General features: G+C 69.9%; 21 protein-coding genes and 5 pseudogenes. 12 read left to right on the top strand and 14 right to left on the bottom strand.

Annotated features, from left to right (window positions below; genetic code table 11):
• Positions 1-41 precede the first annotated feature (41 nt).
• The gene (locus ACGFNV_RS29170; RefSeq protein ID WP_393626274.1) at positions 42-1,724 is read left to right on the top strand and encodes an ATP-binding protein; all 1,683 of its coding nucleotides are present in this window, start codon (positions 42-44) and stop codon (positions 1,722-1,724) included.
• On the top strand, positions 1,721-2,410 hold the full coding sequence (locus ACGFNV_RS29165; protein WP_393626272.1) for a response regulator: 690 nt from the start codon (positions 1,721-1,723) through the stop codon (positions 2,408-2,410). The genes ACGFNV_RS29170 and ACGFNV_RS29165 overlap by 4 nt, the downstream gene beginning before the upstream one ends.
• Before the next feature lie 113 nt (positions 2,411-2,523).
• Here the strand turns inward: ACGFNV_RS29165 and ACGFNV_RS29160 are convergent, their stop codons facing one another.
• Positions 2,524-3,600, bottom strand: coding sequence for a sodium-dependent transporter (locus tag ACGFNV_RS29160; RefSeq protein ID WP_393626270.1), 1,077 nt, complete (start codon positions 3,598-3,600; stop codon positions 2,524-2,526).
• Positions 3,601-3,769: 169 nt separating this feature from the next.
• On the opposite strand from ACGFNV_RS29160, the gene ACGFNV_RS29155 reads away from it, so the two are divergent.
• Both ACGFNV_RS29155 and ACGFNV_RS29150 read left to right on the top strand, forming a co-directional pair.
• Complete coding sequence (locus tag ACGFNV_RS29155; protein WP_393626268.1) at positions 3,770-4,609, top strand: hypothetical protein; 840 nt, start codon at positions 3,770-3,772, stop codon at positions 4,607-4,609.
• A 98-nt stretch (positions 4,610-4,707) separates the two neighbouring features.
• Positions 4,708-4,902, top strand: a complete 195-nt coding sequence (locus ACGFNV_RS29150; protein WP_393626266.1) for a hypothetical protein — start codon at positions 4,708-4,710, stop codon at positions 4,900-4,902.
• 62 nt (positions 4,903-4,964) lie between these two features.
• Here the strand turns inward: ACGFNV_RS29150 and ACGFNV_RS29145 are convergent, their stop codons facing one another.
• On the bottom strand, positions 4,965-5,369 hold the full coding sequence (locus ACGFNV_RS29145) for a helix-turn-helix domain-containing protein (protein ID WP_356598084.1): 405 nt from the start codon (positions 5,367-5,369) through the stop codon (positions 4,965-4,967).
• Positions 5,370-5,501: 132 nt separating this feature from the next.
• On the opposite strand from ACGFNV_RS29145, the gene ACGFNV_RS29140 reads away from it, so the two are divergent.
• From ACGFNV_RS29140 to ACGFNV_RS29130, 3 genes and pseudogenes are all read left to right on the top strand, one after another.
• A complete protein-coding gene (locus tag ACGFNV_RS29140; RefSeq protein ID WP_393626264.1) occupies positions 5,502-6,263 on the top strand; it encodes an alpha/beta fold hydrolase in 762 nt (253 codons plus the stop codon).
• Positions 6,257-7,164, top strand: a protein-coding gene (locus tag ACGFNV_RS29135) for an IS5 family transposase (RefSeq protein ID WP_393626262.1) whose coding sequence is annotated in 2 segments (ribosomal slippage) — positions 6,257-6,617 and positions 6,617-7,164 — 909 coding nt in all. Because the reading frame shifts where the segments join, the coding sequence is not laid out codon by codon here. The genes ACGFNV_RS29140 and ACGFNV_RS29135 overlap by 7 nt, the downstream gene beginning before the upstream one ends.
• A gap of 96 nt (positions 7,165-7,260) precedes the next feature.
• Positions 7,261-7,524 (top strand): annotated as a pseudogene (locus ACGFNV_RS29130) (AI-2E family transporter); the annotation flags it as partial.
• Between the two features lie 85 nt (positions 7,525-7,609).
• Here the strand turns inward: ACGFNV_RS29130 and ACGFNV_RS29125 are convergent.
• Positions 7,610-8,014, bottom strand: a pseudogene (locus tag ACGFNV_RS29125) (non-reducing end alpha-L-arabinofuranosidase family hydrolase); the annotation flags it as partial.
• A gap of 1 nt (position 8,015) precedes the next feature.
• Here ACGFNV_RS29125 and ACGFNV_RS29120 point away from each other — a divergent pair.
• Positions 8,016-8,150 (top strand): annotated as a pseudogene (locus ACGFNV_RS29120) (IS5/IS1182 family transposase); the annotation flags it as partial.
• Between the two features lie 51 nt (positions 8,151-8,201).
• On the opposite strand, the gene ACGFNV_RS29115 reads toward ACGFNV_RS29120, so the two are convergent.
• A complete protein-coding gene (locus tag ACGFNV_RS29115; RefSeq protein ID WP_393626260.1) occupies positions 8,202-8,867 on the bottom strand; it encodes a nitroreductase in 666 nt (221 codons plus the stop codon).
• A gap of 112 nt (positions 8,868-8,979) precedes the next feature.
• Here ACGFNV_RS29115 and ACGFNV_RS29110 point away from each other — a divergent pair.
• Positions 8,980-9,779, top strand: a pseudogene (locus ACGFNV_RS29110) (transposase).
• 241 nt (positions 9,780-10,020) lie between these two features.
• On the opposite strand, the gene ACGFNV_RS29105 reads toward ACGFNV_RS29110, so the two are convergent.
• From ACGFNV_RS29105 to ACGFNV_RS29085, 5 genes are read right to left on the bottom strand one after another with little or no spacing between them, the layout of a single operon-like run.
• The gene (locus tag ACGFNV_RS29105; protein WP_393626258.1) at positions 10,021-11,397 is read right to left on the bottom strand and encodes a sensor histidine kinase; all 1,377 of its coding nucleotides are present in this window, start codon (positions 11,395-11,397) and stop codon (positions 10,021-10,023) included.
• On the bottom strand, positions 11,394-12,056 hold the full coding sequence (locus ACGFNV_RS29100) for a response regulator transcription factor (protein WP_393626256.1): 663 nt from the start codon (positions 12,054-12,056) through the stop codon (positions 11,394-11,396). The genes ACGFNV_RS29105 and ACGFNV_RS29100 overlap by 4 nt, the downstream gene beginning before the upstream one ends.
• On the bottom strand, positions 12,010-12,741 hold the full coding sequence (locus tag ACGFNV_RS29095) for a phosphatase PAP2 family protein (protein ID WP_393626254.1): 732 nt from the start codon (positions 12,739-12,741) through the stop codon (positions 12,010-12,012). Before ACGFNV_RS29095 ends, ACGFNV_RS29100 begins: the two co-directional genes overlap by 47 nt.
• Complete coding sequence (locus ACGFNV_RS29090; protein ID WP_393626253.1) at positions 12,738-13,343, bottom strand: phosphatase PAP2 family protein; 606 nt, start codon at positions 13,341-13,343, stop codon at positions 12,738-12,740. Before ACGFNV_RS29090 ends, ACGFNV_RS29095 begins: the two co-directional genes overlap by 4 nt.
• On the bottom strand, positions 13,340-14,008 hold the full coding sequence (locus ACGFNV_RS29085; protein ID WP_393626251.1) for a DedA family protein: 669 nt from the start codon (positions 14,006-14,008) through the stop codon (positions 13,340-13,342). The genes ACGFNV_RS29090 and ACGFNV_RS29085 overlap by 4 nt, the downstream gene beginning before the upstream one ends.
• Before the next feature lie 309 nt (positions 14,009-14,317).
• On the opposite strand from ACGFNV_RS29085, the gene ACGFNV_RS29080 reads away from it, so the two are divergent.
• Positions 14,318-15,955 carry a hypothetical protein gene (locus ACGFNV_RS29080; protein ID WP_393626249.1) on the top strand — a complete coding sequence of 546 codons (1,638 nt, stop codon included), beginning with the start codon at positions 14,318-14,320 and terminating at the stop codon, positions 15,953-15,955.
• A gap of 110 nt (positions 15,956-16,065) precedes the next feature.
• On the opposite strand, the gene ACGFNV_RS29075 is transcribed toward ACGFNV_RS29080, so the two are convergent.
• Together ACGFNV_RS29075 and ACGFNV_RS29070 are read right to left on the bottom strand one after the other, a co-directional pair.
• Positions 16,066-16,788, bottom strand: coding sequence for a polysaccharide deacetylase family protein (locus ACGFNV_RS29075; RefSeq protein ID WP_393626247.1), 723 nt, complete (start codon positions 16,786-16,788; stop codon positions 16,066-16,068).
• A complete protein-coding gene (locus tag ACGFNV_RS29070; protein WP_393626245.1) occupies positions 16,785-18,170 on the bottom strand; it encodes a glycosyltransferase in 1,386 nt (461 codons plus the stop codon). Before ACGFNV_RS29070 ends, ACGFNV_RS29075 begins: the two co-directional genes overlap by 4 nt.
• A 141-nt stretch (positions 18,171-18,311) precedes the next feature.
• On the opposite strand from ACGFNV_RS29070, the gene ACGFNV_RS29065 reads away from it, so the two are divergent.
• Together ACGFNV_RS29065 and ACGFNV_RS29060 are read left to right on the top strand one after the other, a co-directional pair.
• Complete coding sequence (locus ACGFNV_RS29065; RefSeq protein WP_393626244.1) at positions 18,312-18,734, top strand: BlaI/MecI/CopY family transcriptional regulator; 423 nt, start codon at positions 18,312-18,314, stop codon at positions 18,732-18,734.
• A gap of 4 nt (positions 18,735-18,738) precedes the next feature.
• Positions 18,739-19,707: a M56 family metallopeptidase gene (locus ACGFNV_RS29060; RefSeq protein WP_393626242.1), complete on the top strand. Its 969-nt coding sequence runs from the start codon at positions 18,739-18,741 to the stop codon at positions 19,705-19,707.
• Positions 19,708-19,764: 57 nt separating this feature from the next.
• Here the strand turns inward: ACGFNV_RS29060 and ACGFNV_RS29055 are convergent.
• From ACGFNV_RS29055 to ACGFNV_RS29045, 3 genes and pseudogenes are all read right to left on the bottom strand, one after another.
• Positions 19,765-20,028: pseudogene (locus ACGFNV_RS29055) on the bottom strand (deferrochelatase/peroxidase EfeB); the annotation flags it as partial.
• An 817-nt stretch (positions 20,029-20,845) separates the two neighbouring features.
• The gene (locus ACGFNV_RS29050; protein WP_393626240.1) at positions 20,846-21,259 is read right to left on the bottom strand and encodes a PIN domain nuclease; all 414 of its coding nucleotides are present in this window, start codon (positions 21,257-21,259) and stop codon (positions 20,846-20,848) included.
• Positions 21,256-21,519, bottom strand: coding sequence for a type II toxin-antitoxin system VapB family antitoxin (locus tag ACGFNV_RS29045; RefSeq protein WP_393626238.1), 264 nt, complete (start codon positions 21,517-21,519; stop codon positions 21,256-21,258). Before ACGFNV_RS29045 ends, ACGFNV_RS29050 begins: the two co-directional genes overlap by 4 nt.
• Positions 21,520-21,580: the final 61 nt, after the last annotated feature.

The following is a 21,580-nucleotide window of genomic DNA, read 5'->3' as shown; positions in this document are numbered from 1 at the left end:
AGGGGCCGCGCCCGGGCCCCGTACGACAGGCAGCGACGCCCGTGACACGCATCCGTATCCCGATCGGCCGCGGTGGGAAGGGGCGGCTCTCCGCGCGGATCCTGACCAACCAGCTGATCATCCTGGGGCTGACCGGGGTGATCGGTTTCGTGCTGTTCGCCTTCGCGCAGCGGGGCGAGATCGACCGTGCCTACGAGAAGCGGGCCCTGGCCATCGCCGAGACCACGGCCGCGGAACCGCAGATCCGCCACGCCATGCAGTACGGGGGCGGTGGCGACGTGGTGCAGGCGGTGGCCGAGCGGATCCGGAAGGCGTCGGGCGCGTCGTACGTGGTCGTGCTCGACCTGCGCGGTATCCGCCACTCGCACCCCGATGCGGCGCTGGTCGGTGAACCGACGGGGGACCGGATCGTGGTGCTGGACGGCAGGACACACGTCGGCACCGACCAGGGTGCGACGGGGCGTTCCGCCAACGGCAAGGCTCCGCTGTACGGGCCCACCGGCAAGCTGGTCGGCGAGGTGTCCGCTGGGATCCCCGAGCACTATGTGCTGGGTGAGCTGTGGCGCGAGCTGCCCACCTTCGGCCTGTACAGCGCCATCGCCGTCGCGCTCGGCTCGACGGCCGCGTTCTTGCTGGCCAGACGGCTCAAGCGGACGACGTTCGGGCTGGAGTTGGAGGAGATCGCCGGGCTGCTGCAGGACCGGGAGGCGATGCTGCACGGAATCCGAGAGGGAGTCGTCGCCTTCGACCCGGACGGCAGGATCACGCTCGTCAACGACGAGGCCCGTGACCTGCTCGGACTGGGCACCGCGCTCGGCAGCACACTGGCGGAAGTCCTACCCGACGGGCGGTTGCGCCGCGCCCTGGACGGCACCCTGGCGGGCGGCGACATCAGCGTGCTCACCGACGACCACTGCCTGGTCGTCAACCGGATGCCGGTCGCCCTGCACGGACGGGAGCTGGGCGCCGTGGTCACCGTGCGCGACCGCACCGAGATGATCGGTCTGTTGCGCGAGCTGGACTCGGTGCGCGGGCTGACGGACGCGCTGCGCGCACAGCAGCACGAGTTCACCAACCGTATGCACACGGTGGCCGGGCTGCTGGACATCGGCGACCATGACGCCGCCTACGAGTTCGCCGTCGACACGGCCGGTGCCGAGCAGGCGCTGACCGAATCCGTACGGGAACGGATCGGCAACCCGCTGCTCGTGGGACTGATCGTCGCCAAGATCACGGTGGCCGCGGAACGCGGGGTGCGGATCGTTCTCAGCGAGGACTCCGCCCTCGGCGAGGACCCGCCGCATCTGCCTCGGCTGCTGACCATCATCGGCAACCTGCTGGACAACGCGATCGACGCGTCCGCGACCGGACCGGCGCCGCCGGGCGGTGCCGAGGTCTGTCTGTCGCTGATCGAGGCCGTCGACGCAGTGCGGGTGGAGGTGGCCGACACCGGCCCCGGCATCCCGCCGGACACCGCCGAGTCCATCTTCGAGGATGGCTGGTCGACCCGCCCGGACCGCGGCACCGCCCGGCGCGGCCTCGGCCTCGCGCTCGTCCACCGGCTGGTGCAGCGGCACGGCGGCACGATCGCCGTCAGTGAAGGGCCCGGCGCCGTCTTCACCGTGATGCTGCCGGTGCCCGATACCCCGCCCGGCCCACGGGGCGCCCTGTTCACGACGGTTTCCCCGGTACTGGACGGAGTGGCAGGAGGTGATCGTTGGTGATCCGGACCCTGGTGGTGGACGACGACTTCCGGGTGAGCCGTATCCACTGCGACTACGTGTCCCGCGTCCGAGGCTTCGAGGTGGCCGGCCAGGCGGCGACCGTGGCCGAGGCGCTGGCCGCGGTGCGCGACCTCCACCCCGACCTGCTGCTGCTCGACATCTTCCTGCCGGACGGCAGCGGACTGGACGTGCTGCGCCGGCTCAGCGGCGACGAGGGCGGCGACCGCCCCGACGCCATCATGATCACCGCCGACCGGGACATCACCTCGGTACGGATCGCGATGAAGCTCGGCGCCGTCGGATACCTGGTCAAGCCCTTCGGCGCGCCCGACCTCGCCGAGCGGCTCACCGCCTACCGGGAGCTCCAGCACCGTATGGACGCCCTGGGTACGGTCCCCGAGACCGACCAGGCTGACGTGGACGCCCTGTTCAGCGCCGCACGGCCGCCGGCTGTGCCGCGTGTCCCTGCGAAGGGGCACTCCGCGCCGACGCTTGCCCTGCTGCACCAGACCCTGCGCGGCGCGCACGAGGCTCTGTCGGCTGCGGAGGCCGCCGAACGCACCGGCGTCTCCCGCGCCACGGCTCAGCGTTATCTCTCCTACCTGGTCAAGGAGGGCATGGTCCGGCTCGAACTTCGCTACGGGGCCACCGGCCGCCCCGAGCATCTCTACCGCATCACGCACTGAGCGGACGCTTTCGTTTGTTGAGCCCGTCGAGCGGACGGCTGGGTGGGTCTTACGCCAGGTGCGTATCCCGCCACCGCGTTCGTGCGGTTGCCTCCCGTCAGCGAGGGCGGTGTTCACGGTGACGCAGGGCAGGGCGGGCGCCGATGACCCTTTGCCCGCACCACCCTGCTCGCGGCTGTCTTCTGCAGCAGCCCGTAGGCGAGCACCGGCAGGAGCAGGTGTGGTTTGTCGGGCAGCGTGGTGGTGATCAGGACGGCGCTCGCGCTGCTGTTGTTCATGCCGCAGGCGAGGGTCAGCGAGGAGGAGGCGGGGCCGTCCAGATGCAGGAGCCGCGCGGCGGTCCGGCCCAACGCGAAGGACAACAGGCAGACGAGCGCGGCCACGGCCAGTGCCGCGGCGAACAGAAGGGGGCGTGGGTGCGCGAGGAACGAGCCCAGGGCGCCACTGGCGTTCACATATGTCAGGACGAGCGATCCGGCCAGCGCCACGGGCACCATCACGCGCAGGGCCCGGCTGAGCCACGCCGTCGACAGCGCGAGTCGGAACAGGATGCCGACGGCACAGGGGAGGACCACGGTGGCGAGGGCGAAGCCGCCGTTGGCCGCGCGGCCGGTCGTTGCGAGTGTGTCCGCGTAGCCGCCGCTCAGGAGCGGCACCAAGGTGGTGATGACCAGCGGGATGGTGAGCGGGCTGAGGAGCGTGGAGGCGAGGACGAGTCCCACCATGGTGGGTTGGTCGCCGTCGCCCTTGCCGGTCCAGACGGTGGCTCCGGCGGCCACAGGCATCGCCACGATCAGGATCATCGCGGTGATCAGTCCGCTGCCGCCGTCGCTGTCCGGGGTGCGGTGCAGTCCGAACGCGACGACGGGGATGACCAGGAGCGGGATCACGAGGTGGAGGACCATCCCGGCCAGCAGGGTAGTCGGCTCGCGGAGCAGGCGGCCCAGTTCGCGGACGGGTAGCTGGAGTCCGGCGGAGAAGAGCACCAGGGACAGCAGCAGCGCGGCGGTGCTCAGGGGCAGGCCGGTGACGGTGCCGATCGGCACGGTGTGGTCGCGGCGCAGCCACAGGCCGGGGTCGGGTAGGAGGAGGGCGGCGACGTAGGACAGCACGACGGCCCGGCCGAGCCGACGGCGCAGCCAGGCCGTCGCCCGGTCGGCAGGCGGTGGGGAGGCAGGCGGACGGTTCAAGGCGGCCTTCTTTCATGGCGGCGGAGGGGACGGGGCGGAACGCCGCTATGCAGGAGCCGTGATCATGAGTCGTCATGGCACTCATAGTGCTCGGGTGAGACGGATGGGGCAGCCGATGACGCACGGCAGTCAGGATGCGTTCAGGTATCCCGTGGCACGGTCGGGCCTCATGACATACGAGACCTCACAGACGCCCGGGCCCTCGGCGGCCGACCCCCAGGTGTCACCCTCCGGTCGCCGACTGGGCTGGAACAAGGTTCCCGAAGTCACCGTCTACTTCTGGATCATCAAGGTGCTGTGCACGACGGTCGGCGAGACCGCGGCCGACCTGCTCAACGAGAAGGCCGGTCTCGGCCTGACCGGTGTGTCGGTGCTGATGAGCGCCTTGCTGGCGGTCGTCCTGGTGTTGCAGTTCCGTACCACCGCCTACCGTGCGGGGGTGTACTGGCTCGCCGTCGCTCTGATCAGCGTCGTCGGCACGCTGATCAGCGACAACCTGACCGACAACATGGGCGTACCGCTGGAGACCAGCACCACCGTGTTCGCGATCATCCTCGCGATCGTCTTCGTGGTCTGGTACCGGCGTGAGCGGACGCTGTCCATCCACCACATCGACACCACGAGCCGCGAGTCCTACTACTGGCTCGCCGTCCTGTTCACCTTCGCCCTCGGCACCGCGGCCGGTGACCTGGTCTCCGAGCGCATGAACCTGGGCTACTGGCTCTCCGCGGTCCTGTTCGGCCTGGCCATCGCAGCGGTCGCCCTCGCGCACTTCAAGCTTGGCCTGGACGTGGTGTGGAGCTTCTGGATCGCCTACATCCTCACCCGCCCGCTCGGCGCGTCCATCGGCGACTACCTCTCCCAGCCCACCGGTGACGGCGGCCTGGGCCTGGGCACCGTCATCACCAGTGCGCTGTTCCTCACGGTCATCCTCGGCCTGGTCATCTACCTCTCGGTGACCCGAAAGGACGTGGCGCAGCCGCAGAACGCCGCCCGACACGCCGCCTGAGCAGGAACTCAGCAGATGTTCAGGATGCGTTCGCAGGGTCGCCGCCTGGGCTACCCCACCGGAGCGGCGATCCTCGTCCCAACACCCTCGGCACCTCCATGGGCGACTTCCTCTGCGACAGCTCCGGCCTCGGTTACGCCGGCGCGCTGCTCGTGACGGGCACACTGGCCGTCCTCGTCCTGCTGGTGAAGGCGCCGGTCGTGCCGAACGTGCTGCTGTTCTGGATCGCCTTCGGGCTCACCCGGCCCCTCCGTGCGACCCCCCCGGGGGCTTTCCGACTAGACCGTGTTTGAAATTGAGGCGTCGCGCTGCCTGCGCATGCAGGATCCGATGCGTTTCCCCGTCTTCCCGTTCCTCAGTTGCGGCTGTCGTATGTGTGCCGTGCGGCGGCGATGGCCGATCGGTTCCGGTTCGCCCACGCTGCCAGGGTCTCCAGTGGTTCACGGATCTCATCGATCAAGGGGGTGGTGGCGTACTCCACGCGCGGTGGTGCATCGGGGTGGACAGTCCGGGTGATCAGCCCATTCCGTTCCAGGTTGCGCAGGCTGAGAGTCAGCATGCGTCGGCTGATGCCGTCGATGGCGCGCTCCAGTTCGGTGAACCGGTGTGGACCCTCGCCGAGTACAACCAGCACTTGAGCACTCCACTTGTCCCCGATCAGGGCGAGGACTTCTCTCAGCGGGCAGTCGGGGATCTCCGGTGTGCCGTCCGGGGGCGGCGGTGTGAGCTGGTCTGTTACCTCGGTGTTCCGTTGCGACATGAAAGTGCCTCCTTCCGCAGGGCCTGAGCATGCTTCAGGATGACTGCTGTTACAAGTCGTAACGTTCCTGGTGGCAGGGCTACTTGGCTGTGTCACGGGGGACGATCTGAGGCAGCGGACAAGGAGCAGCGGGTGCCGACGGCGCGCAGCAACCGGCTAAAGATCTGCTACGAAGTCTCCGGGGACGGACCGGTTCTGGTTCTGCATCCGGGAATGTTCCAAACAGGCGCGAGCTGGAGGGATACCGGATACACCTCGAGGCTGCAGGCCGATTACACGGTGGTGGCTGTCGACCCGCTGGGCCTGGGCGCAAGCGACGACCCGCACGATCCCTCCGCCTACGCTCTGGAGCGCCGCGTCGAGTCTGTCACCGCCGTCCTCGACGACATCGGTACCGACCGGGCTGGCATTTGGGGCTATTCGATGGGTGCCTTGACCGCGCTGGGCATGGCCCTACAGGCGCCGGAACGGTGTGCACGGGTCATCGCCGGTTCCTGGGACCCCGTGGACGGCTTCGCCTCCGCCCGCGACTACGTCTTCCGGCAGCTCGGACTGCCCGCTGACACCGACGCGTTCGACATCCTGCGGCAGGGCGCCTACGCCGACCCCGCGCAGGCCGCCGTCATCGACGCAGCCGATCCCGCGGCCCTGCGCGCCAACTACGAGGCGTTCTCCCGTGACCGCGCCCTCGACACCGGTCTGGCATCCACCGATGTCCCCATGCTGATGTATTGCGGCACATCCGACCCCTGGCACGAACCGATGCGCAAGGTTGCCGAACGCACAGGCAGCGGCTTCTTCTCCGTGCCCAGGGCCGACCACCATGGCGGCTGGGCCCGCGCTGCCGACGTCCTGTCCCAGGTTCTGCCCTTCCTGACGGCTGAGAAATGGTGACCCGTGCGGGTAACGGCCATCAAACTGGCCGAGGTGACCTGACGGATGCTCAGTGGGAACGGCTCAAGCCGCTGCTGCCGCCGGTATCAACAATGGGCCGCCGTCCACGGGACCGCCGACAAGTCTTCAACGGCATCTGGTGGCGTGCCCGGACCGGCTCCCCGTGGCGCGATGTCCCCGAGCGATACGGCCCATGGGCAACGCTGTACTCCGTCTTCCGACGCTGGCAGATTGACGGCACCTGGACGCGCACGCTCAAGGAGCTGCAGGTTAGGGCTGACTCGGAGGGCATACTCGAGTGGGAGATCTCGGTCGACTCGACCGTGTGTCGGGCACACCAGCACGCCGCCGGGGCCGGGAAAAGGGGGCATGCGATCCAGACTCGGCGGCTGCGAACGGTCTGGCAACCGAACCGGACGACCACGCGCTCGGCCGCTCACGCGGCGGCCTGACAACCAAGCTCCACCTAGCAGTCGATACCTCCATGCACGTGCTTGCGGTCATCCTCACTGCAGGACAACGAGCGGATGCGCCACTGTTCACAGCAGTCTTGAACAGCATTCGCGTACCGCGGATCCGCGCCGGACGCCCGCGCACCCGACCAGCACACGTGATCGCCGATCGGGCCTACTCCTCCCGCGCGAACCGCTCCTACCTGCGCAGGCGCCAGATCCCGCACACGATTCCGGAGAAGCGTGACCAGGCCGGCCACCGGCTCCGCAGAGGCATGGCCGGTGGCCGACCACCCGGATTCGACCGTGAACGATACAAACGCCGCCACAAGATCGAATGCCGGATCGGCCAGCTGAAGCAGGCGCGCGGGGTTGCCACGCGCTACGACAAGCTCGCCGTCCGCTACGAGGCGACTATCCAGCTCACCTTGATACGACAGTCGCTATGACGACATCTCAAACACGGCCTAGTACTGCAACGGTGCTTGTTCTGAGTGCTGGGCAGTTTTCAGGGGCTGTGTCCGCGTCGTTTGTAGTGTGGGCGCGGCGTGGTGTTCGCGGTGCAGATCCTCGAGGGGAACGTGCTCCAGCCGGTGATCCACAGCCGGACCGTGCAGATGCGCCCGGCGGCGATCCTGCCGGCGCTCACGGCGGGCGCCTCCATCGCCGGCATCCTCGGCATGCTCCTGTCGGTGCCGCTGACGGCGGCGGCGTTCGGCGTGCTGTCGGAGCTGCGCTCCCGGTACGGCGACGGCGCGGACCGGGCCGAACCCACGCGGCAGAAGGAGATCGCCGGAACGGCGGGATGACCCCCGGGGCCCGCCGCCCGCCAAAGGGGAGGAACCCCAGCCGGCGGGCGGCTGGGGTTCCTTCAGGCGGTGCGTGTCAGGCGGATCAGCGTTGCAGGGTGAGGACACCCGGCCGGTACGGCCACGTCAGGTAGTCGGCGCCGTTCGGGGTGGCGCCCCTGCCCTGGTAGAGGAACTGCAGGTTGCAGGGGGCGATGGTCTTGGTCTGGTCGGGGTTGTTGCGGACCAGGTCACCGTGGCTGATGTCGTTGGTCCAGGTGGCACCGCTGTTGGCCTTGCCCGCGAAGGGGCTGCTCTCGCTGCCGGCCTGCACGGTCCACGGACCGTTCAGGTTGGAGGCGGTGTACGAACGGAAGTAGCGCCCGTTCGCGCCCCTCGCCTCGACGATCATGAGGTACTGGTTCTGACCCTGGACCTTGTAGACCTCCGGCGCCTCGAGCACCTTGTCCACGGTGTCGCTGATGACCGTCGTGTACGACGAGCCGAAGTTGCAGCGCAACACCGTCGAGCGGTGCATCAACCGGCTCAAGCAGTGGCGCGGCCTGGCCACACGAACCGACAAGCTCGCCATCGCCTACGAGGCCGCACTCCACCTCGCCGGCATCCTGATCTGGATACGACGCTGACCAAAGAGACAGAACCTAGGGCCCTGTCCTGTCGATCTCGGCCGTCAACGGTCACACTCCGATGAAGCTCACCGTTTCCGTCATGTCCGCCCGCCCGGTACGCAGCCTTGGCACGCCTTCCTTCTCAAATCCCACTGAGATGCCGCAGAAGAGCACGAGCCCGTCATCGGCTCCGACTGTTCGGCTGACGGTCTTGCGGTACATGGTCCACATCACCTGGGGGCAGCTGTGCAACCCTTCCGCCCTCAGCAACAGCATGACCGTCTGCAAGTACATCCCCGCATCACCCCACTGGCCGGGCCCCATCGTCCGGTCGAGGTAGCAGAACAAGACGACCGGCGCCCCGAACGCCTCCGAGTTCAAGGTAGCGATCTTCTGGGGCCGGTCGGGGTCGTCGCGCTCAATCCCCAACGCTTCGTATCGCTGAGCCGCCGCAGCGGAGAAGCGGTCCAGATACGGCGAAGCCAGTTCGTCCGGGTACATCGCATACTCCCGCTCATCACCCAGGTCTCCCGCCAGTGCCCTGGCCGTCGCGCGCCCCTTCAGTTCGGCCAAGGGTTCGCCGCTCACGACATACATGTGCCACGGCTGGAGGTTCCCGCTGGACGGAGCCCGCGTTGCTGCGGTCAGCACTCGTTCGAGGACCTCCTTGGGCACCGGCTCATCGCTGAACGCCCGTACGGCCCGGCGGCTGTCCACGGCCTCATACACATCCACGTCTTCGCGTCCTCTCATTCAACCGGGCCCCTCCACCGTATTCAGCGGTCAGGACCGAGCATCGCTGGGGGCTGGACGACGTTCCGACGATCAGTCAGTCGTTGATACGACTATGGGGAGTAGGAGTGATCAGACAGATGCCCAGTGGGAGCGGCTGGAGCCGCTTCTGCCGGTGAGCAGCGGGCGTTGCAGCAGGCGGCGGGACCATCGCCAGGTCGTGAACGGGGTGCTGTGCCGGATACGCACGGGCGTGCAGTGGCGCGATTTGTCCTGCGGCGGATCCAGGCCGAGGCGGACCGGCCGGCGAGATCGACTGGGACGTCTCGGTCGACTCGACGTCCGTGCGCGCGCACCACCACGCCGCCGGCGCCCGGCATGCTCCGCCGCCATCCTTCAAAGGGGGCTCTGTCCAGACGGTCAAAGTCGCTCGGGTCCGGTCGGAACTGGTCGACCGGCTGGCGGAGGTGGTGCGGGAGGTGAGGCGCTCGGCCGCTCGCGTGGCGGGTTCACTACCAAGATCCACCTGAGTGCGGACGGCCGCTGCCGGGTGCTCTCGCTGGTCATCACGCCCGGCAATACGCCGACTGCACCCAGTTCGAGTCGGTCAGCGGCAGGCCGCGCACCAAGCCTGACAGTGTCAGCGCCGACAAGGGCTACAGCAACCGCCGAACCCGCCGTTACCTGCGCAGACGAGGAATCCGCACGTCATCCCGGAGAAGGTCGACCAAGCCGCCAACCGGGCCCGACGTCATCCCGGAGAAGGTCGACCAAGCCGCCAACCGGGCCCGACGCCGCAGCGCCGGGGGTCGGCAGCCCGGTTTCGGCAGGGACCGCTACAAGAAGCGCAACACCGTTGAACGGGCGATCAACAGGCTGAAGACCTTCCGCGCGGTTGCGACCAGGTTCGACTAGCGCGGCTACCTCTACCTCGGCACCATCACCGCAGCCGCGCTCGTCATCTGGCTCCGCTCGTGATCGCCAGGACAGGGCCTAGGCCCGTCGCCAAGGGCGGCCTGGACCTCGGACTGCGGGATCTTCCGCCGTGCTGCCGTCCGTTCTGGTCGGGCTGATGGCCTACGCGCAGGTGGAGGAGCGCAGTACACCGCAGATGACGGAGCGGGCGTCGGTCGCCCGGCGGGCTGACTGAATCACGTCATCCGGCGGGCAGGTCGACCAGGAAACGTGCTCCGGGTGTGTGCTCGGCGTCGTGGGAGACCTCGCCGCCGACGGCGCGGGCCAGGCGTCGCGCGAGCGGCAGTCCCAGGCCTGCCCCGTCGTGCCCGTCGCCGGAGTCCGCTCGCCGGCCGGGCTGGAAGAGATCGTCGAGGAACTCCTCCGGTACGCCAGGACCGTCGTCGGTGACGTCGATGCGGACGCCGCCGGGCAACTGCCTTGCGGACACGGTCACCGTGGAGCCGGCATAGCGAACGGCGTTGTTCAGCAGCGGGCTGACGATGCGTTCGAGAAGAGCGGAAGCGACGCCTGCCTCGATCTGCTGGTCCGGCACGTCGACGACGGTCTTCAGTTGCTTCCGTGTGTCGAGGTCCTCGACCAGCCGACGCAGCACGGGAGCGACAGCGGTGGTACCGACGGCCGTGGTGGTGTTCTGCGCGCTTTCGCGGGCGTCGTTCAACAGCGTGTCGCAGATGGTGCGCATGGACTGGGCGGCCTCCGCGATCACCTCGTGGGTGGCGTCGGTTTCGGCGGCCGAGCGTGGGCGGGCCCGCCACCAGTCGAGCTCGACGACGATCCGGGTGAGCGGGGTGCGCAGTTCGTGGGACAGCTCCCCGGTCAGCTGCTGCTCGTGACGCAGTACGGTGCGGATGCGGTCCAGCAGTGCGTCCAACGAGGTGCCCAGGCGGGCCAGTTCGGCCGGCTGGTCCTCGGCGCCGAAACGCTGGTCGGAACCGACGGCGCTCCACTGGGTGGCCTGGTCGGTCATGGTGCGCACGGGGCGCAGTGCCCGTCCGACGGCCAGCCGCGTCAGCGCGTAGGTGCACGTGAGCATGACAGCGTCCAGGATCAGCGAGCCCGACAGCAGGGTGTCGGCGGAGCTGCGGTAGGGGGCGAGATCCGTGGCCGTGATGACGGTGGCGGTGCTGCGGAGGCCGGACACGGGTTGGGAACACAGGCGGACGAAACGAGGGTTGTCGGTTTGCATGGTCGCGCAGACCGGGCTGCCCCGCGCGGCGAGCCGGTCGGCGGCCTGGGTGAGCGCACTGTCGGCCGTGGCGGACGGCGGTTTCTCCAGCAGGCGTGTCCCGGCGTAGATCCACACGTTCGCGTCGAGCAGGCTGTCGTTGACGGTCTCCAGGACCCGCACTCGGGGCCCGCTGGTGTCGACGGTGGTGGCGACGGCGGCGGCGCGGTTGCGTAGTTCGTCGTCAGCCTGGTGCTGCAGGTGCCGGTCCATCGCGGTGTTGAACACGACGGTCAGCACGGTCATCAGGAGCGCGGCGGTGGTCAGGGCCACGAGCGAGAGCCGACCGCGCAGCGTGCGGGGCGCCAGACGGCGCGCGAGCCGGTTCATGACAGCCTGTGCCCGATCCCGCGTGTCGTGGTGAGGCCGAGGCCGCTGCCCGCTTCGCGCAGCTTGCGGCGCAGTCGGCTCAGATACTGGTCGAGGGTGTTGTCGCTGACCTGGGCGCCGTCCGGCCAGGCGGCCCTGACCAGGTCGCGGCGGGACACGAGGGTTCCGCCCGCGGCCATGAGCGTGGCCAGCAGTCGGAACTCCGTGGGAGACAGGTCGATGTCGACGTCGCCGACGTGTGCGCTGTGCCGGGTCGCGTCCAGGACCAGGTCTCCGGCGGTGGCCACGGTCGCGGGTGCGGCCCGTTTGAGTGCGGCCCTCAGTCGGGCGACGAGTTCGGCGAGATGGAACGGCTTGGGCAGGTAGTCGTCGGCTCCGGCGGAGAACCCGGACAGCCGGTCGGTGAGGTGATGGCGGGCTGTCAGGAAGATGATCGGGGCGGAGAACCCGCCTGCGCGCAGCGCCTGGCAGACGTCCCGGCCGTCCGCGTCGGGCAGCCCGACGTCCAGGACGATGGCCGCGATGTCGTCGGTGGCCAGCCGCAGGGCGGTGGCTCCGTCGGCGGCGGGCACGGGGTCGAAGTCCTCGTCGAGCAGGCCGCGACGCAGCACGTCACGCAGGGCGTGATCGTCCTCGACGACCAGGATCTTGTGGCGCATGGCCCTCCGTTGGATTGTCCGGCGCACGGGGCGTGCCGGAGACGAACGATGCGGGCAGCCACCGGATCATCGCGTACAGGCAGACTCCGAGCCATCCGGTGGCGAACAGCCAGCCGCCGATGACGTCGGTGAACCAGTGCACGCCGAGATAGACCCGGGACAGGCCCACCAGCACGCCCCAGCACCCGATGACGACCCGGAGTGGGGTGGCGCCGCGCGGGGCGCGCAGTGAGACCGCGACGATCAGCAGCCCGGCAGTGAGGGCCGCTGTGGTGGTGTGTCCCGAGGGGAAAGCCCAACCGCCCGCGGACGCCGCCCAGTCGGCACGGGCGGGACGCGGCCGCTGGACGACTGCCATCACCCCGTAGCGCAGCGCCTGACCGGTTCCTAGACAGGCAAGGCCCAGTGCGGCGGCCCCCGTCCGTCGCCGCACGGTTCGTCCCGCGACCATGCCGGCCAACGCGGCGAGGACGTAAGGGACGGCACCGCTGCCGGTATCGGTCACCCCTCGGGCCAGAGCGCCGGCGACGTCCGGCCGATGGCCGAGCGACCAGGCCAGGAGACCGTCGTCCGACCACAGCTGAGCGCCATCCTGGCCGATCACCACCATCGTGAGGGCGCCGAACACCACCCAAGCGCCGAGACCGACCGTCCCCGCCAGGTCGGCGGCGTCGCGCCGGTTCATGAGGCGCCCAGCAGCTGGCGCAGGCGGCTGGAGCCGATCCACCGGTCCACCGATCGCGACCACCGTCGCAGCATGAGCATCGACATCAGTGCGACGAGGCCACCGACCAGCACGCCGGCCATGACGTCGTGCGGATAGTGTGCGCCGACCCACACCCGTGAGACTGCCATCGCCAGGGCCGCCACTGCCGCGATCGCCCCCAGTCGACGCGAGACGAAGAGCAGGGCCACGGCAGCGGCGGCGGCGATCGCCGCGTGGTTGCTGGGGAAGGACCAGTCGCCGGGCGCCGGACACGTCTCCAGGGTCTTCACTCCAAGGCTCTGGCACGGCCGGTCCTCGCGCACCGCCAGCTTCACCAGGGCATCCACGCCATACGCAACGACCACGACCACCGGGACGGCCAGCGCCCTCACCGCAGCCGCATCCCCACCCCGTCGAGCGAACCACCAGCCCACTACCGCGAGTATGGCGAACACCGCGAGGCCGTACGTCGACCAGAACGACACCGCTCCGTCCAGCCAGGCCGGCGCATGCCGGGCCAGACGCACCACATCCAGATACGCGGAGCCGTCGACAGACGACCCGTCGAAAGCCATGATCACCTGCGTCCCCCCTCGGGCCGGCCATCCCTCCGAGCCCTGTACACCTCGGCAGCCAGGGGGATCAGCGACACGAAAATGATCAACGCCACCAGCGGGAGCAGATAACGGTCGACGTTCGGGATCGACGAGCCCAGCGCGTACCCCGCGAGGGTGAGTCCGAGGCTCCACACGAGCCCGCCGATGATCTGCCACACCGTGAACGTCCGCACCGGTACCTCCAGCGCGCCGGCCATCGGATTGAGTACGGTCCGCACCACTGGCACGAAACGGGCCAGCGTGATCGCCTTCGCATGTCCGTATCGCTCCAGCAGTTTCTCGGCGCGTTTCGCACCCTCGTGCAGACGCTGCGAGCGGCTACGGGCCAGCAGTGCTCCACCCGCCTTCCGGCCGAGCACATAGCCGCACTGCGCCCCGGCCAGGGCGCCTGCCGCCGCCGCGACCAGGAGCGGTCCCAGCGACAGGTGCACGCTCCCCTCCGCCGAGCCCGTGCACAGCAGACCGGCCGTGAAGAGCAGCGAGTCGCCCGGCAGGAAGAAGCCGACCAGCAGCCCTGTCTCGGCGAACATCACCACCCCGACGCCCAGCACGCCGAACGCCGCCAGCAGCGAATGAGCGTCCAGCACGTTCACGGCCAGCTGTGATGCCGGATGGATCGGTGTGGTCATGGCGAGGATGCCTTTCCGGTGACCCCGTGTCTGTGATTCGTCCATCCGCGTGTACGTGGCCTGGATGGAACCGCACTCGCCGAGCTTACATCTACAAGATGTAGTAGATGTTCTGTGGGTGACCGGATGCAAACGGTCACTGCAACGGAAGCCGAGGCAGAGGAGTCGGGCGTCATGGGTGACACCTACCGCACAGGGACCGGCACCTGGACTCTGCGGCGTGCGGCCACGAACCCGACGGCGCCACCCTCGACCCCGGCCCGGGTATCCGGTGCCCCGGGCGCCGGGCCCCAGCAGTTGCATCGAGGGATGACCCTCGTGGCCACGATCAGCCTGTTCATCGGGACACGGTCCGCCTGGACGACGGCGATGGCCTCACGTCCGGCCGTCGCCGGTGTCATCTCCCTCTGCTACGCCTCGATCCTCATCTGCGCCGCTCTCAGCCTCCTCGTACGGAGCCGTCGCGCGCTGATCAGGGTCGACGCCGTCGTACTGATGACCGCCGTCGCACTGGTGATCTGCGGCTACCTGCTCGATCACGCGGGCACCGACGAGGGAGTGCTGACCGCCCAGGCAGCGAAAGAGATCCTGCACGGCCATCCCGTCTACGGCCAGCCGTGGCCCTGGCTGTTCGACACACCACGCGTCGGGATCACCAAGACCATGTCCGGGGGTGCCGACTACACCTACGGCTACCCGCCGCTGACCGCGCTGCTCGCGGCCCCGGTGCACGCCGTCGTCCACTCGACGGCGGCCGCCACCCTGGTCACCACGGTCGCGCTCCTTGTCTCCTCGGTCCTGCTGTGGTTCCTGCTTCCGGCACCCTGGAGGTCAGCCGCCACCGCGGTCTGTCTCGGTTTCGGCCTCCTGCCCCACTACGCCTATGCCGGCTACCCGGCGATCACGGCTCTCGCCCTGCTCATCCCCGTGGTGGTCCGCTGGCCCACAACCGGTGAGGGCGGCCATCTCGGCTCGGGGGGAGTGGTGCGGGCGGCGTGCCTGGGCGCTGCCTGCGCGGCCCAGCAACTCGCCTGGTTCCTCGCCCCGTTCCTGTTGATCGGCCTGTACGCCGTCAGGCGCGGGGAACTCGGCCCCAGGCGGGCTCTGGCGGTGACCGCCCGCTACACGGCTACCGCCGCCCTCACCTGCGCAGCGGCCAACGCCTACTTCGCCGCCGAGGGCTTCTCCGCCTGGCTGCAGGGCGTACTCCTGCCGCTCGACCAGAAGGCGATCCTGCACGGCCAAGGCCTGATGGGCATCTCCTACTACTTCACCAACGGCAGCGGCCGCCTCGACTACTACTCCTACGGCAGCCAGCTGCTCCTGCTCGGCCTGCTCGCCGCCACCCTGCTGTTCGTCCGGCGTCTCGGCCCCGCCCTCACCGTCCTGCCATGGGCCGCGTTCTACCTCGCCACCCGCTCCCAGGACGGCTACTTCCTGATGATGACCCCACTGTGGCTCGCGGCCGCCGCCACCGTCCCGGCCGCCGCGTTCGCCACCGCCTGGCAGCCGCGACTTCCCCACGTCACCGGCCGTGCGAAGGCAGTCTTGGCGGGCGGATTGCTCGCCCCCGCCCTCGTATGCGTCGCGATCGCCGCGACGAGCCCGCCGCCCCTGCGCATGAGCCTCTTGCCGCGCTTCGCCACGCACCACGCGCGCGTGGGTGTCACCGCCATCGACGTGCGGGCAGTCAACACCACCGGTACGGCGCTCACCCCACACTTCGCGAGCCGCACCGGCCAGGGTGCCTCCAACTGGTGGACCATCTCCTCCGGCCCCGCAGTGCTCGGCCCGCACGCCTCGGCCGAGTACCAAGTGAAGCCAGCGGGAGGGTTCCGCGCGATGCCGGGCGGCCACGGCCCGGGTACTTATCTCATCGCCGTCACCGGCACCCCGATGACGATCACCACGGCCCACATTCCGGCTGCTCCTTCCGCGACCCAGTAGCGAGGGCACCAGGCGGGCGTACACGGACGGGCGCGCCTGGCGAAGCCGCGGCAGATGCCGACGAGGTGTGTTGCCGAGCCCGTATCCCGACTGTTCGGCATTCGTGGTGGTCAGCCGTGGTCGCGCAGCGGGCCGACGCCGTAACCCCGTTCCTGACAGGTGTCGAGGATCCGAGGCAGCGCGCCCAGCGTCGAACGCCAGGCGCCGGGGGCGGAGGTGCAGTCGGAGTCGTGGAGCAGGATCGTGCCGCCGCCGTGCAGGTCGGCGGTGACGGCGCGGTGGACGGAGTGCGGGGTGGCGCGTGCCGTCCAGTCCTCCCCCCAGCAGGTCCACAGCACCGGGGTCAGGTCGAGGCGGCGGGCCGCGAGGTGGGCCGCGGTGGACATGACGCCGTACGGGGGCCGGAAGAGCGTGGGCTGCCGTCCGGTGATCGCGGCGACGGTGTCGCGGGCCCGGCGGAAGTCGTCATAGGTGGCGCGCGGGCCACGCAGCAGCAGGGGGCGGTGCAGCCAGCCGTGGACGGCGACCTCGTGACCGGCCGCCGCGATCTCGCGGACCAAGCCGGGGGAGCGGTGTGCCTCGCCGCCGAGCAGGAAGAACGTGGCGTGCACTCCGCGCCCGGCGAGCAGCCGTAGAAAGTGCGGGGTGGAGCGGGGGTCGGGGCCGTCGTCGAAGGTCAGGGCGATGTGGTTCATGCGGCCGCGGCCCGAGAGGCGGGGCATGAGGCGGTTGCGCAGCGGTCCGAAGGTGGAGACGACGGGTGCGGCGTGGGCGGCGGCGAGGACGGGTACGGCGGCGAGGGCGGCCGTGCGCAGTGTCGGGGCGATGTTCACGAGTGGTCGTCTTCCGGCGGGGAGGTGTGCTCCGGTGGGAAGCCGTCCGGGTCGAGGCGGTGGCTGATGGCGTGGATGATGTCGGGACCGTCGGTCGTCGCCACCCCCGTGGCGACGGCGCCGGCCCACACGGCGGACGCGAGGACGGCCGTGGCGGCGAGCCGGCGCGTCGTACGGTGCCGGTGTGCAACCGGGCGAAGACCCCGGTCGGGGAGTCCGGACCGGTGCACGCGCGCAATCTCGGCCGTCGGGCAGCCGTCGGGGGACTGAGCGAACAGGGCGAATCCCGTTGCCCGTTGCCGACGTCCGAGCGGGCCGTCGATCAGCTCGCACAGCACCGCCTTGAGGTCGGCCGGGTCGCGTATCCAGACGGCTGCGCCGGCTTCGTCCAGGGCGGCGGCGTTGGTCAGCCCGTGCCCGGGTATGCAGCGGTAACTGGCCACGGGCAGGCCGCAGGCGAATGCCTCCAGCGAGGTGAGCCCGCCGGCGTTCTGGACGAGGACGTCGGCTGCGTGCATCAGGGAGGGCATGTCGTCGACCCAGCCGAAGGCATGGTCGATGCCGTCGGCGCGCAGCTGCTCGGCCAGGGCCTCGTTGCGGCCGCAGACGACGACCGGGACGGCGGCGCCGCGGTCACGCAGCTCCCGGGCCACCGTGCGGACCGGGCCCACCCCCCAGGACCCGGCGACCAGCAGAGCCAGCGGGGCGTGGGACGGCAGCCCGAACCTCTCCCGGGCGCGGCCACGCCCCCGTACGTCGCAGGGCCGGAAACGAGGGTCCGTGACCGGCCCGCGCACGCGCACGTCCCGGGCCCCGGCCGTGCGCGCCTGGGCGGCGGGCACGGCGTGAGCGGCGAGGTGGACGTCCACACCCGGCGCGACCCACAGCGGATGCACCGAGAAGTCGGTCAGATAAGTGAGGACCGGCACGGCCAGCCGACCGTCCAGGCGCAGGTTGCCCAGGACTCGGCTGGCCCCGGGGTAGGTGGAGACGACGGCGTCGGTGCCCGGCGGCAGGGCGCGCAGTACCCGGTCCTGTGCCGTGCGCAGCAGCGTCCGCGCCACCGGGCCGCCACCCCCGGCGCGCTCGGTGCTGGAGTAGATCCGCTGGTAGGCCCAGGGGGCTCGCACCAGCATCCGGTGATAGCCCTCCTGGACGGTGCGGCCCAGGTGGGCGGGGAGCAGGTCCAGCAGGTCGAGGCGGTCCACGGTGTAGCCCTGCGCGGCGAGACGGCGGGCGAGCTCGGCGGCGGCACCGTCGTGACCGGCTCCCACGCTCGCGGAGACGATCGCGACCCGTCCCGCGCCGGGCGTCGCGGCGGACTGCGGAGGAGGGGCGCCCGTGAGTGTGTGTCTGGGCGCCGTGCTCGCGCGGTGGGGCATGGGTTTCCTCCGCAGGGGACGGAAGCGGCGGAACTCTACGAGTTGTAGTAGTTCACGGTTCGAAGGCCGGAGCATACCTCCTACAACTAGTAGGAGGTGGCCGGGTAGTCTGTGCGGACGGTCGGCGAACGGAGGCATCCGGTGGAGGAGCGAGAGGACGGCGGCGTCCGAGGGGCGTCCGGCAGGCGGGGCCGCGGCGAACTGGAGAGCGATGTCCTCGCCGCGCTCTGGGCCGCCGACGGCCCGCTGACCGCCGGCCAGGTCCGGGAGGCGCTGCCGGGCGACCTGGCCTACACGACCGTCCTGACCATCCTGTCCCGGCTGTACGACAAGGAGATGCTGGTCCGGCACCGCGAGGGCCGCGGCTACGCCTACGAACCGGTGCGGGACGAGGCGTCGCACACCGCCCAGCGCATGCGGTCGCTGCTTGAGGGCGGTTCCGACCGCGAGGCGGTCCTGGCCCGCTTCGTCTCGGAACTGTCCGAGCAGGACGAGCACGTGTTGCATCAGCTCCTGTCCGGGCACGCGCGCGCTGAGGACGATCACTCCGGAGGGAGGGCGTAAAGCCGTGCTGTTCAGCGTCTACATTCCCTTCGCGGTCACGGCAGTGCTCGCAGTGCTGGCGCCCCGACTTGCCCCCCTGCTGCCCCCGCGTCCCGCCGCCTGGGCGCTGGCCTGCGCCGCGCTCGTCACCTCCGTCGGCTGGGCGGGGGCACTGGCCCTGCTGGCGTTCACCGGTGTGGCGCAGATCCCGGAGGTCGCGGAGCAGGGCCGCTGGTCGGTGGCCGCGCTGCGCGCCGAGGACCCGGTGTACCTGGTCGTCGCGGTTGCCAGTGCGCTGCTGCTGACCGCAGGCACCGTCTCGCTGGGCATCGCCGCCGTACGGCAGACCCGGCACGTCGTCCGGACGCGTCGGGAGTGTGCCCGGCTACCACAGACGGAGCTGGTGGTACTGGACGACGACGCCCCGATCGCGTTCGCATTGCCCGGAAAGCCGGGACGCGTCGTCGTCTCCCGCGGGATGCTGCGCTGCCTCGGCGACCGGGAACGCGCGGCCCTGCTTGCCCACGAGCGAGCCCATCTGCGAGGGCGCCATCACCTCTTCCAGGGCTTGTGGCGGCTCGCGGCGGCCCTGAACCCACTGCTGCGACCGTTGGCCGTCGCGGGCGAGTTCGTCCTGGAACGCTGGGCCGACGAGGAGGCCGCGGCCCGGGTCGGCGACCGCACGGTTGTCGCCCACGCCGTCGGCCGTGCCGCCCTGGCATCCGCCGGTGCGCCCCACCCCGCGGCTCTGGCCGCGACCGGCGGGGTGGTGCCGCAGCGTGTGCGCGCCCTGTTGGCCCCGCCACCCGCACGCCGGAGGCTGCCGCTGGTGGTGGGCGGCTTGCTCCTGGCCGTGTGCTGCGTGAGCCTCGCAAATGCCGCGTCCGACAGCGACCGGATGGTGGACAGCGCGCAGTGCGCGGCGTACGCAGCTGCCCCGAGCGCACCGTCGGCGGAAGACCACCGGCACGAACCCGACATCTGCCGCCGGTGACGCGGGTACCGGGTTCCGGAGCACCGCTCGTAGCGACGCGGCGCCGGGCCCTGTCGGCTACACGGTCCAAGTCGTGAGCGGACCATGACCGAGATGGTCCTTGGTGTCGCGTGCGCCGGGCAGGGCGCGGGAGCAGTCGCGCTGGTGGGCAGGATGAAGTCTCGATGACGGCTCGACGATCAGGCGGGTCTGGGTGGCCTCGAACTGCCTCTTGTCTCGCTGGTAACAGCAGAACACCAGGGCCATGCCGAGGTTGCCGACGATGCCGATCCCGCGGTCGTAGCTGCAGCCCCGGCGCAGGATGCGGGAGCTGTCGGTCTCGGCGAGGCGGGTGCGGGCGGCGAGTGGGGGCGCCGGTCCCGGAGCTTCATGAACATGGGGATGATCCGGGTGGCCTGGTAGCTGTCACCTCTGGCCCACGCGGACGCACCGCGGTGCCGCCGACCGGGATCAGGCGGTCGGCTGAGTGTCCTCGCGCCGGAAGGGGAATCCGCTGCCCGCCGGTTCGGAGCTTGTGTCGCGGGCTGCGAGGACGGACGGCGCGGCGGCCTATAACGTCCTTCCAGGTGTTCTGGACGCAGGTTGGACACAAGGATCGGAAAAGACTGACAAGGGCCGAGAAGCACTGAGGCGCCATACCGCGTCTGAGCTGGGGAAACGGCCAAGATTGGCATTGATCGACAAGGGTCGCCAAGATCCTCAAAGGACTCATAATCCGTCGGCCGTGGGTTCGAGTCCCACCCGCCCCACCATGCACGCCTGTGACCTGCGGAAACGTCTCAGCGGGCATGTGGATTCAGGGCTTTGGACTACGGGGCTGAATCCGCTGCTCGTGAGTTCAACTCCGTGGTTATGGGCGTTAGTTCGAATCGCTCTGACCTGCGCTGACGTGTTCGCCCGACGTCGGGACAGGGCTCCGCAAAAGGTCAGTGTGAGCGGCTGGACGCCAAGTTCTGGACGCTGGCAGGACGCGAGGAATCGCAAGCACCCGCTTAGTGATCTTCGAGACCGGTGGAAACGGCCCAGCCCGCCGGCCAGCGCAAGCGCATGGAGCGAGGGCCGTCGCCGGTGGGGTGCGATGCCTCTGCGAGTGCGGTCGGCGAGAGGTTTGATGTCAGTCCGTGCCGCTGTGTGGAGGTCACTGCCTGAGGTTGATCATGCGGACTGGTTGTCCTGTCGTGCGGGCGATGGTTTCGAAGTCGCGGTCGTAGTGGAGCAGCGTGAGTCCCGCCTCTTCCGCGGTGGCGGCCACCAAGAGGTCGACGGGGCCCGCGCTGCGGTGCTCCCCCTTGGTCGTGAGTTGCTCCTGGACGATGCGGGAGCGGCGGAAGACACCGTCCGGCATGGGGCACCAGGCGTAGTGGGCGTCGAGGGCAGCCTTCAAGCGGGTGCGGTCTGCGGCCGAGCGGGCCGAGTACAGCACTTCCAGCTCGGTGAGGTCGCAGATCGCGACGAGGCCGGCGGCGATCCTGTCCTCCCATTCGGCCGTGTTCTGGCGGAGCAGCACGCGGGCAAGGGCGGAGGTGTCGATGAGGTAGTCGGCGACGGTCACTCGTCCGCCCCGGTGCTGCGGTCGTCGCCTGTCGCCCCCGCGCTCGTGGGGCGGTAGGCGCGCTTGTCCAGTAGGAGATCCATGTCAAGGGAGCCGTCGGCCACCAGTTCGCGGGCTTCGTCGAGCGCGCGTAGACGCCGGTAGCGGGCCGAGACCTCACGCAGGGCCGTGTTGATCGTGTCGCGCTTGGTGGTAGTGCCGAGTTCCTTGGCTGCTGCTTCCAATGCCTCGTCGTCGAGGTCGATGACGGTGCGACTCATGGTGCCCCTCCTGCGAAACCAGCCGGATATATAAAGGTACGTGATCCCTTATATATCCGCC

It is taken from the genome of Streptomyces sp. NPDC048751 (assembly GCF_043198595.1).
Classification (GTDB): Bacteria; Actinomycetota; Actinomycetes; order Streptomycetales; family Streptomycetaceae; genus Streptomyces.
This window is presented reverse-complemented; position numbering and strand designations above follow the sequence as displayed.

Excerpts from the sequence above, each read along its gene's own strand:
- ACGFNV_RS29155 (WP_393626268.1), top strand. The coding sequence starts at position 3,770 with ATGACATACGAGACCTCACAGACGCCCGGGCCCTCGGCGGCCGACCCC.
- ACGFNV_RS29150 (WP_393626266.1), top strand. The coding sequence starts at position 4,708 with ATGGGCGACTTCCTCTGCGACAGCTCCGGCCTCGGTTACGCCGGCGCG.
- ACGFNV_RS29145 (WP_356598084.1), bottom strand. The coding sequence starts at position 5,369 with ATGTCGCAACGGAACACCGAGGTAACAGACCAGCTCACACCGCCGCCC.
- ACGFNV_RS29105 (WP_393626258.1), bottom strand. The coding sequence starts at position 11,397 with ATGAACCGGCTCGCGCGCCGTCTGGCGCCCCGCACGCTGCGCGGTCGG.
- ACGFNV_RS29100 (WP_393626256.1), bottom strand. The coding sequence starts at position 12,056 with ATGCGCCACAAGATCCTGGTCGTCGAGGACGATCACGCCCTGCGTGAC.
- ACGFNV_RS29095 (WP_393626254.1), bottom strand. The coding sequence starts at position 12,741 with ATGAACCGGCGCGACGCCGCCGACCTGGCGGGGACGGTCGGTCTCGGC.
- ACGFNV_RS29085 (WP_393626251.1), bottom strand. The coding sequence starts at position 14,008 with ATGACCACACCGATCCATCCGGCATCACAGCTGGCCGTGAACGTGCTG.
- ACGFNV_RS29080 (WP_393626249.1), top strand. The coding sequence starts at position 14,318 with ATGACCCTCGTGGCCACGATCAGCCTGTTCATCGGGACACGGTCCGCC.
- ACGFNV_RS29070 (WP_393626245.1), bottom strand. The coding sequence starts at position 18,170 with ATGCCCCACCGCGCGAGCACGGCGCCCAGACACACACTCACGGGCGCC.
- ACGFNV_RS29045 (WP_393626238.1), bottom strand. The coding sequence starts at position 21,519 with ATGAGTCGCACCGTCATCGACCTCGACGACGAGGCATTGGAAGCAGCA.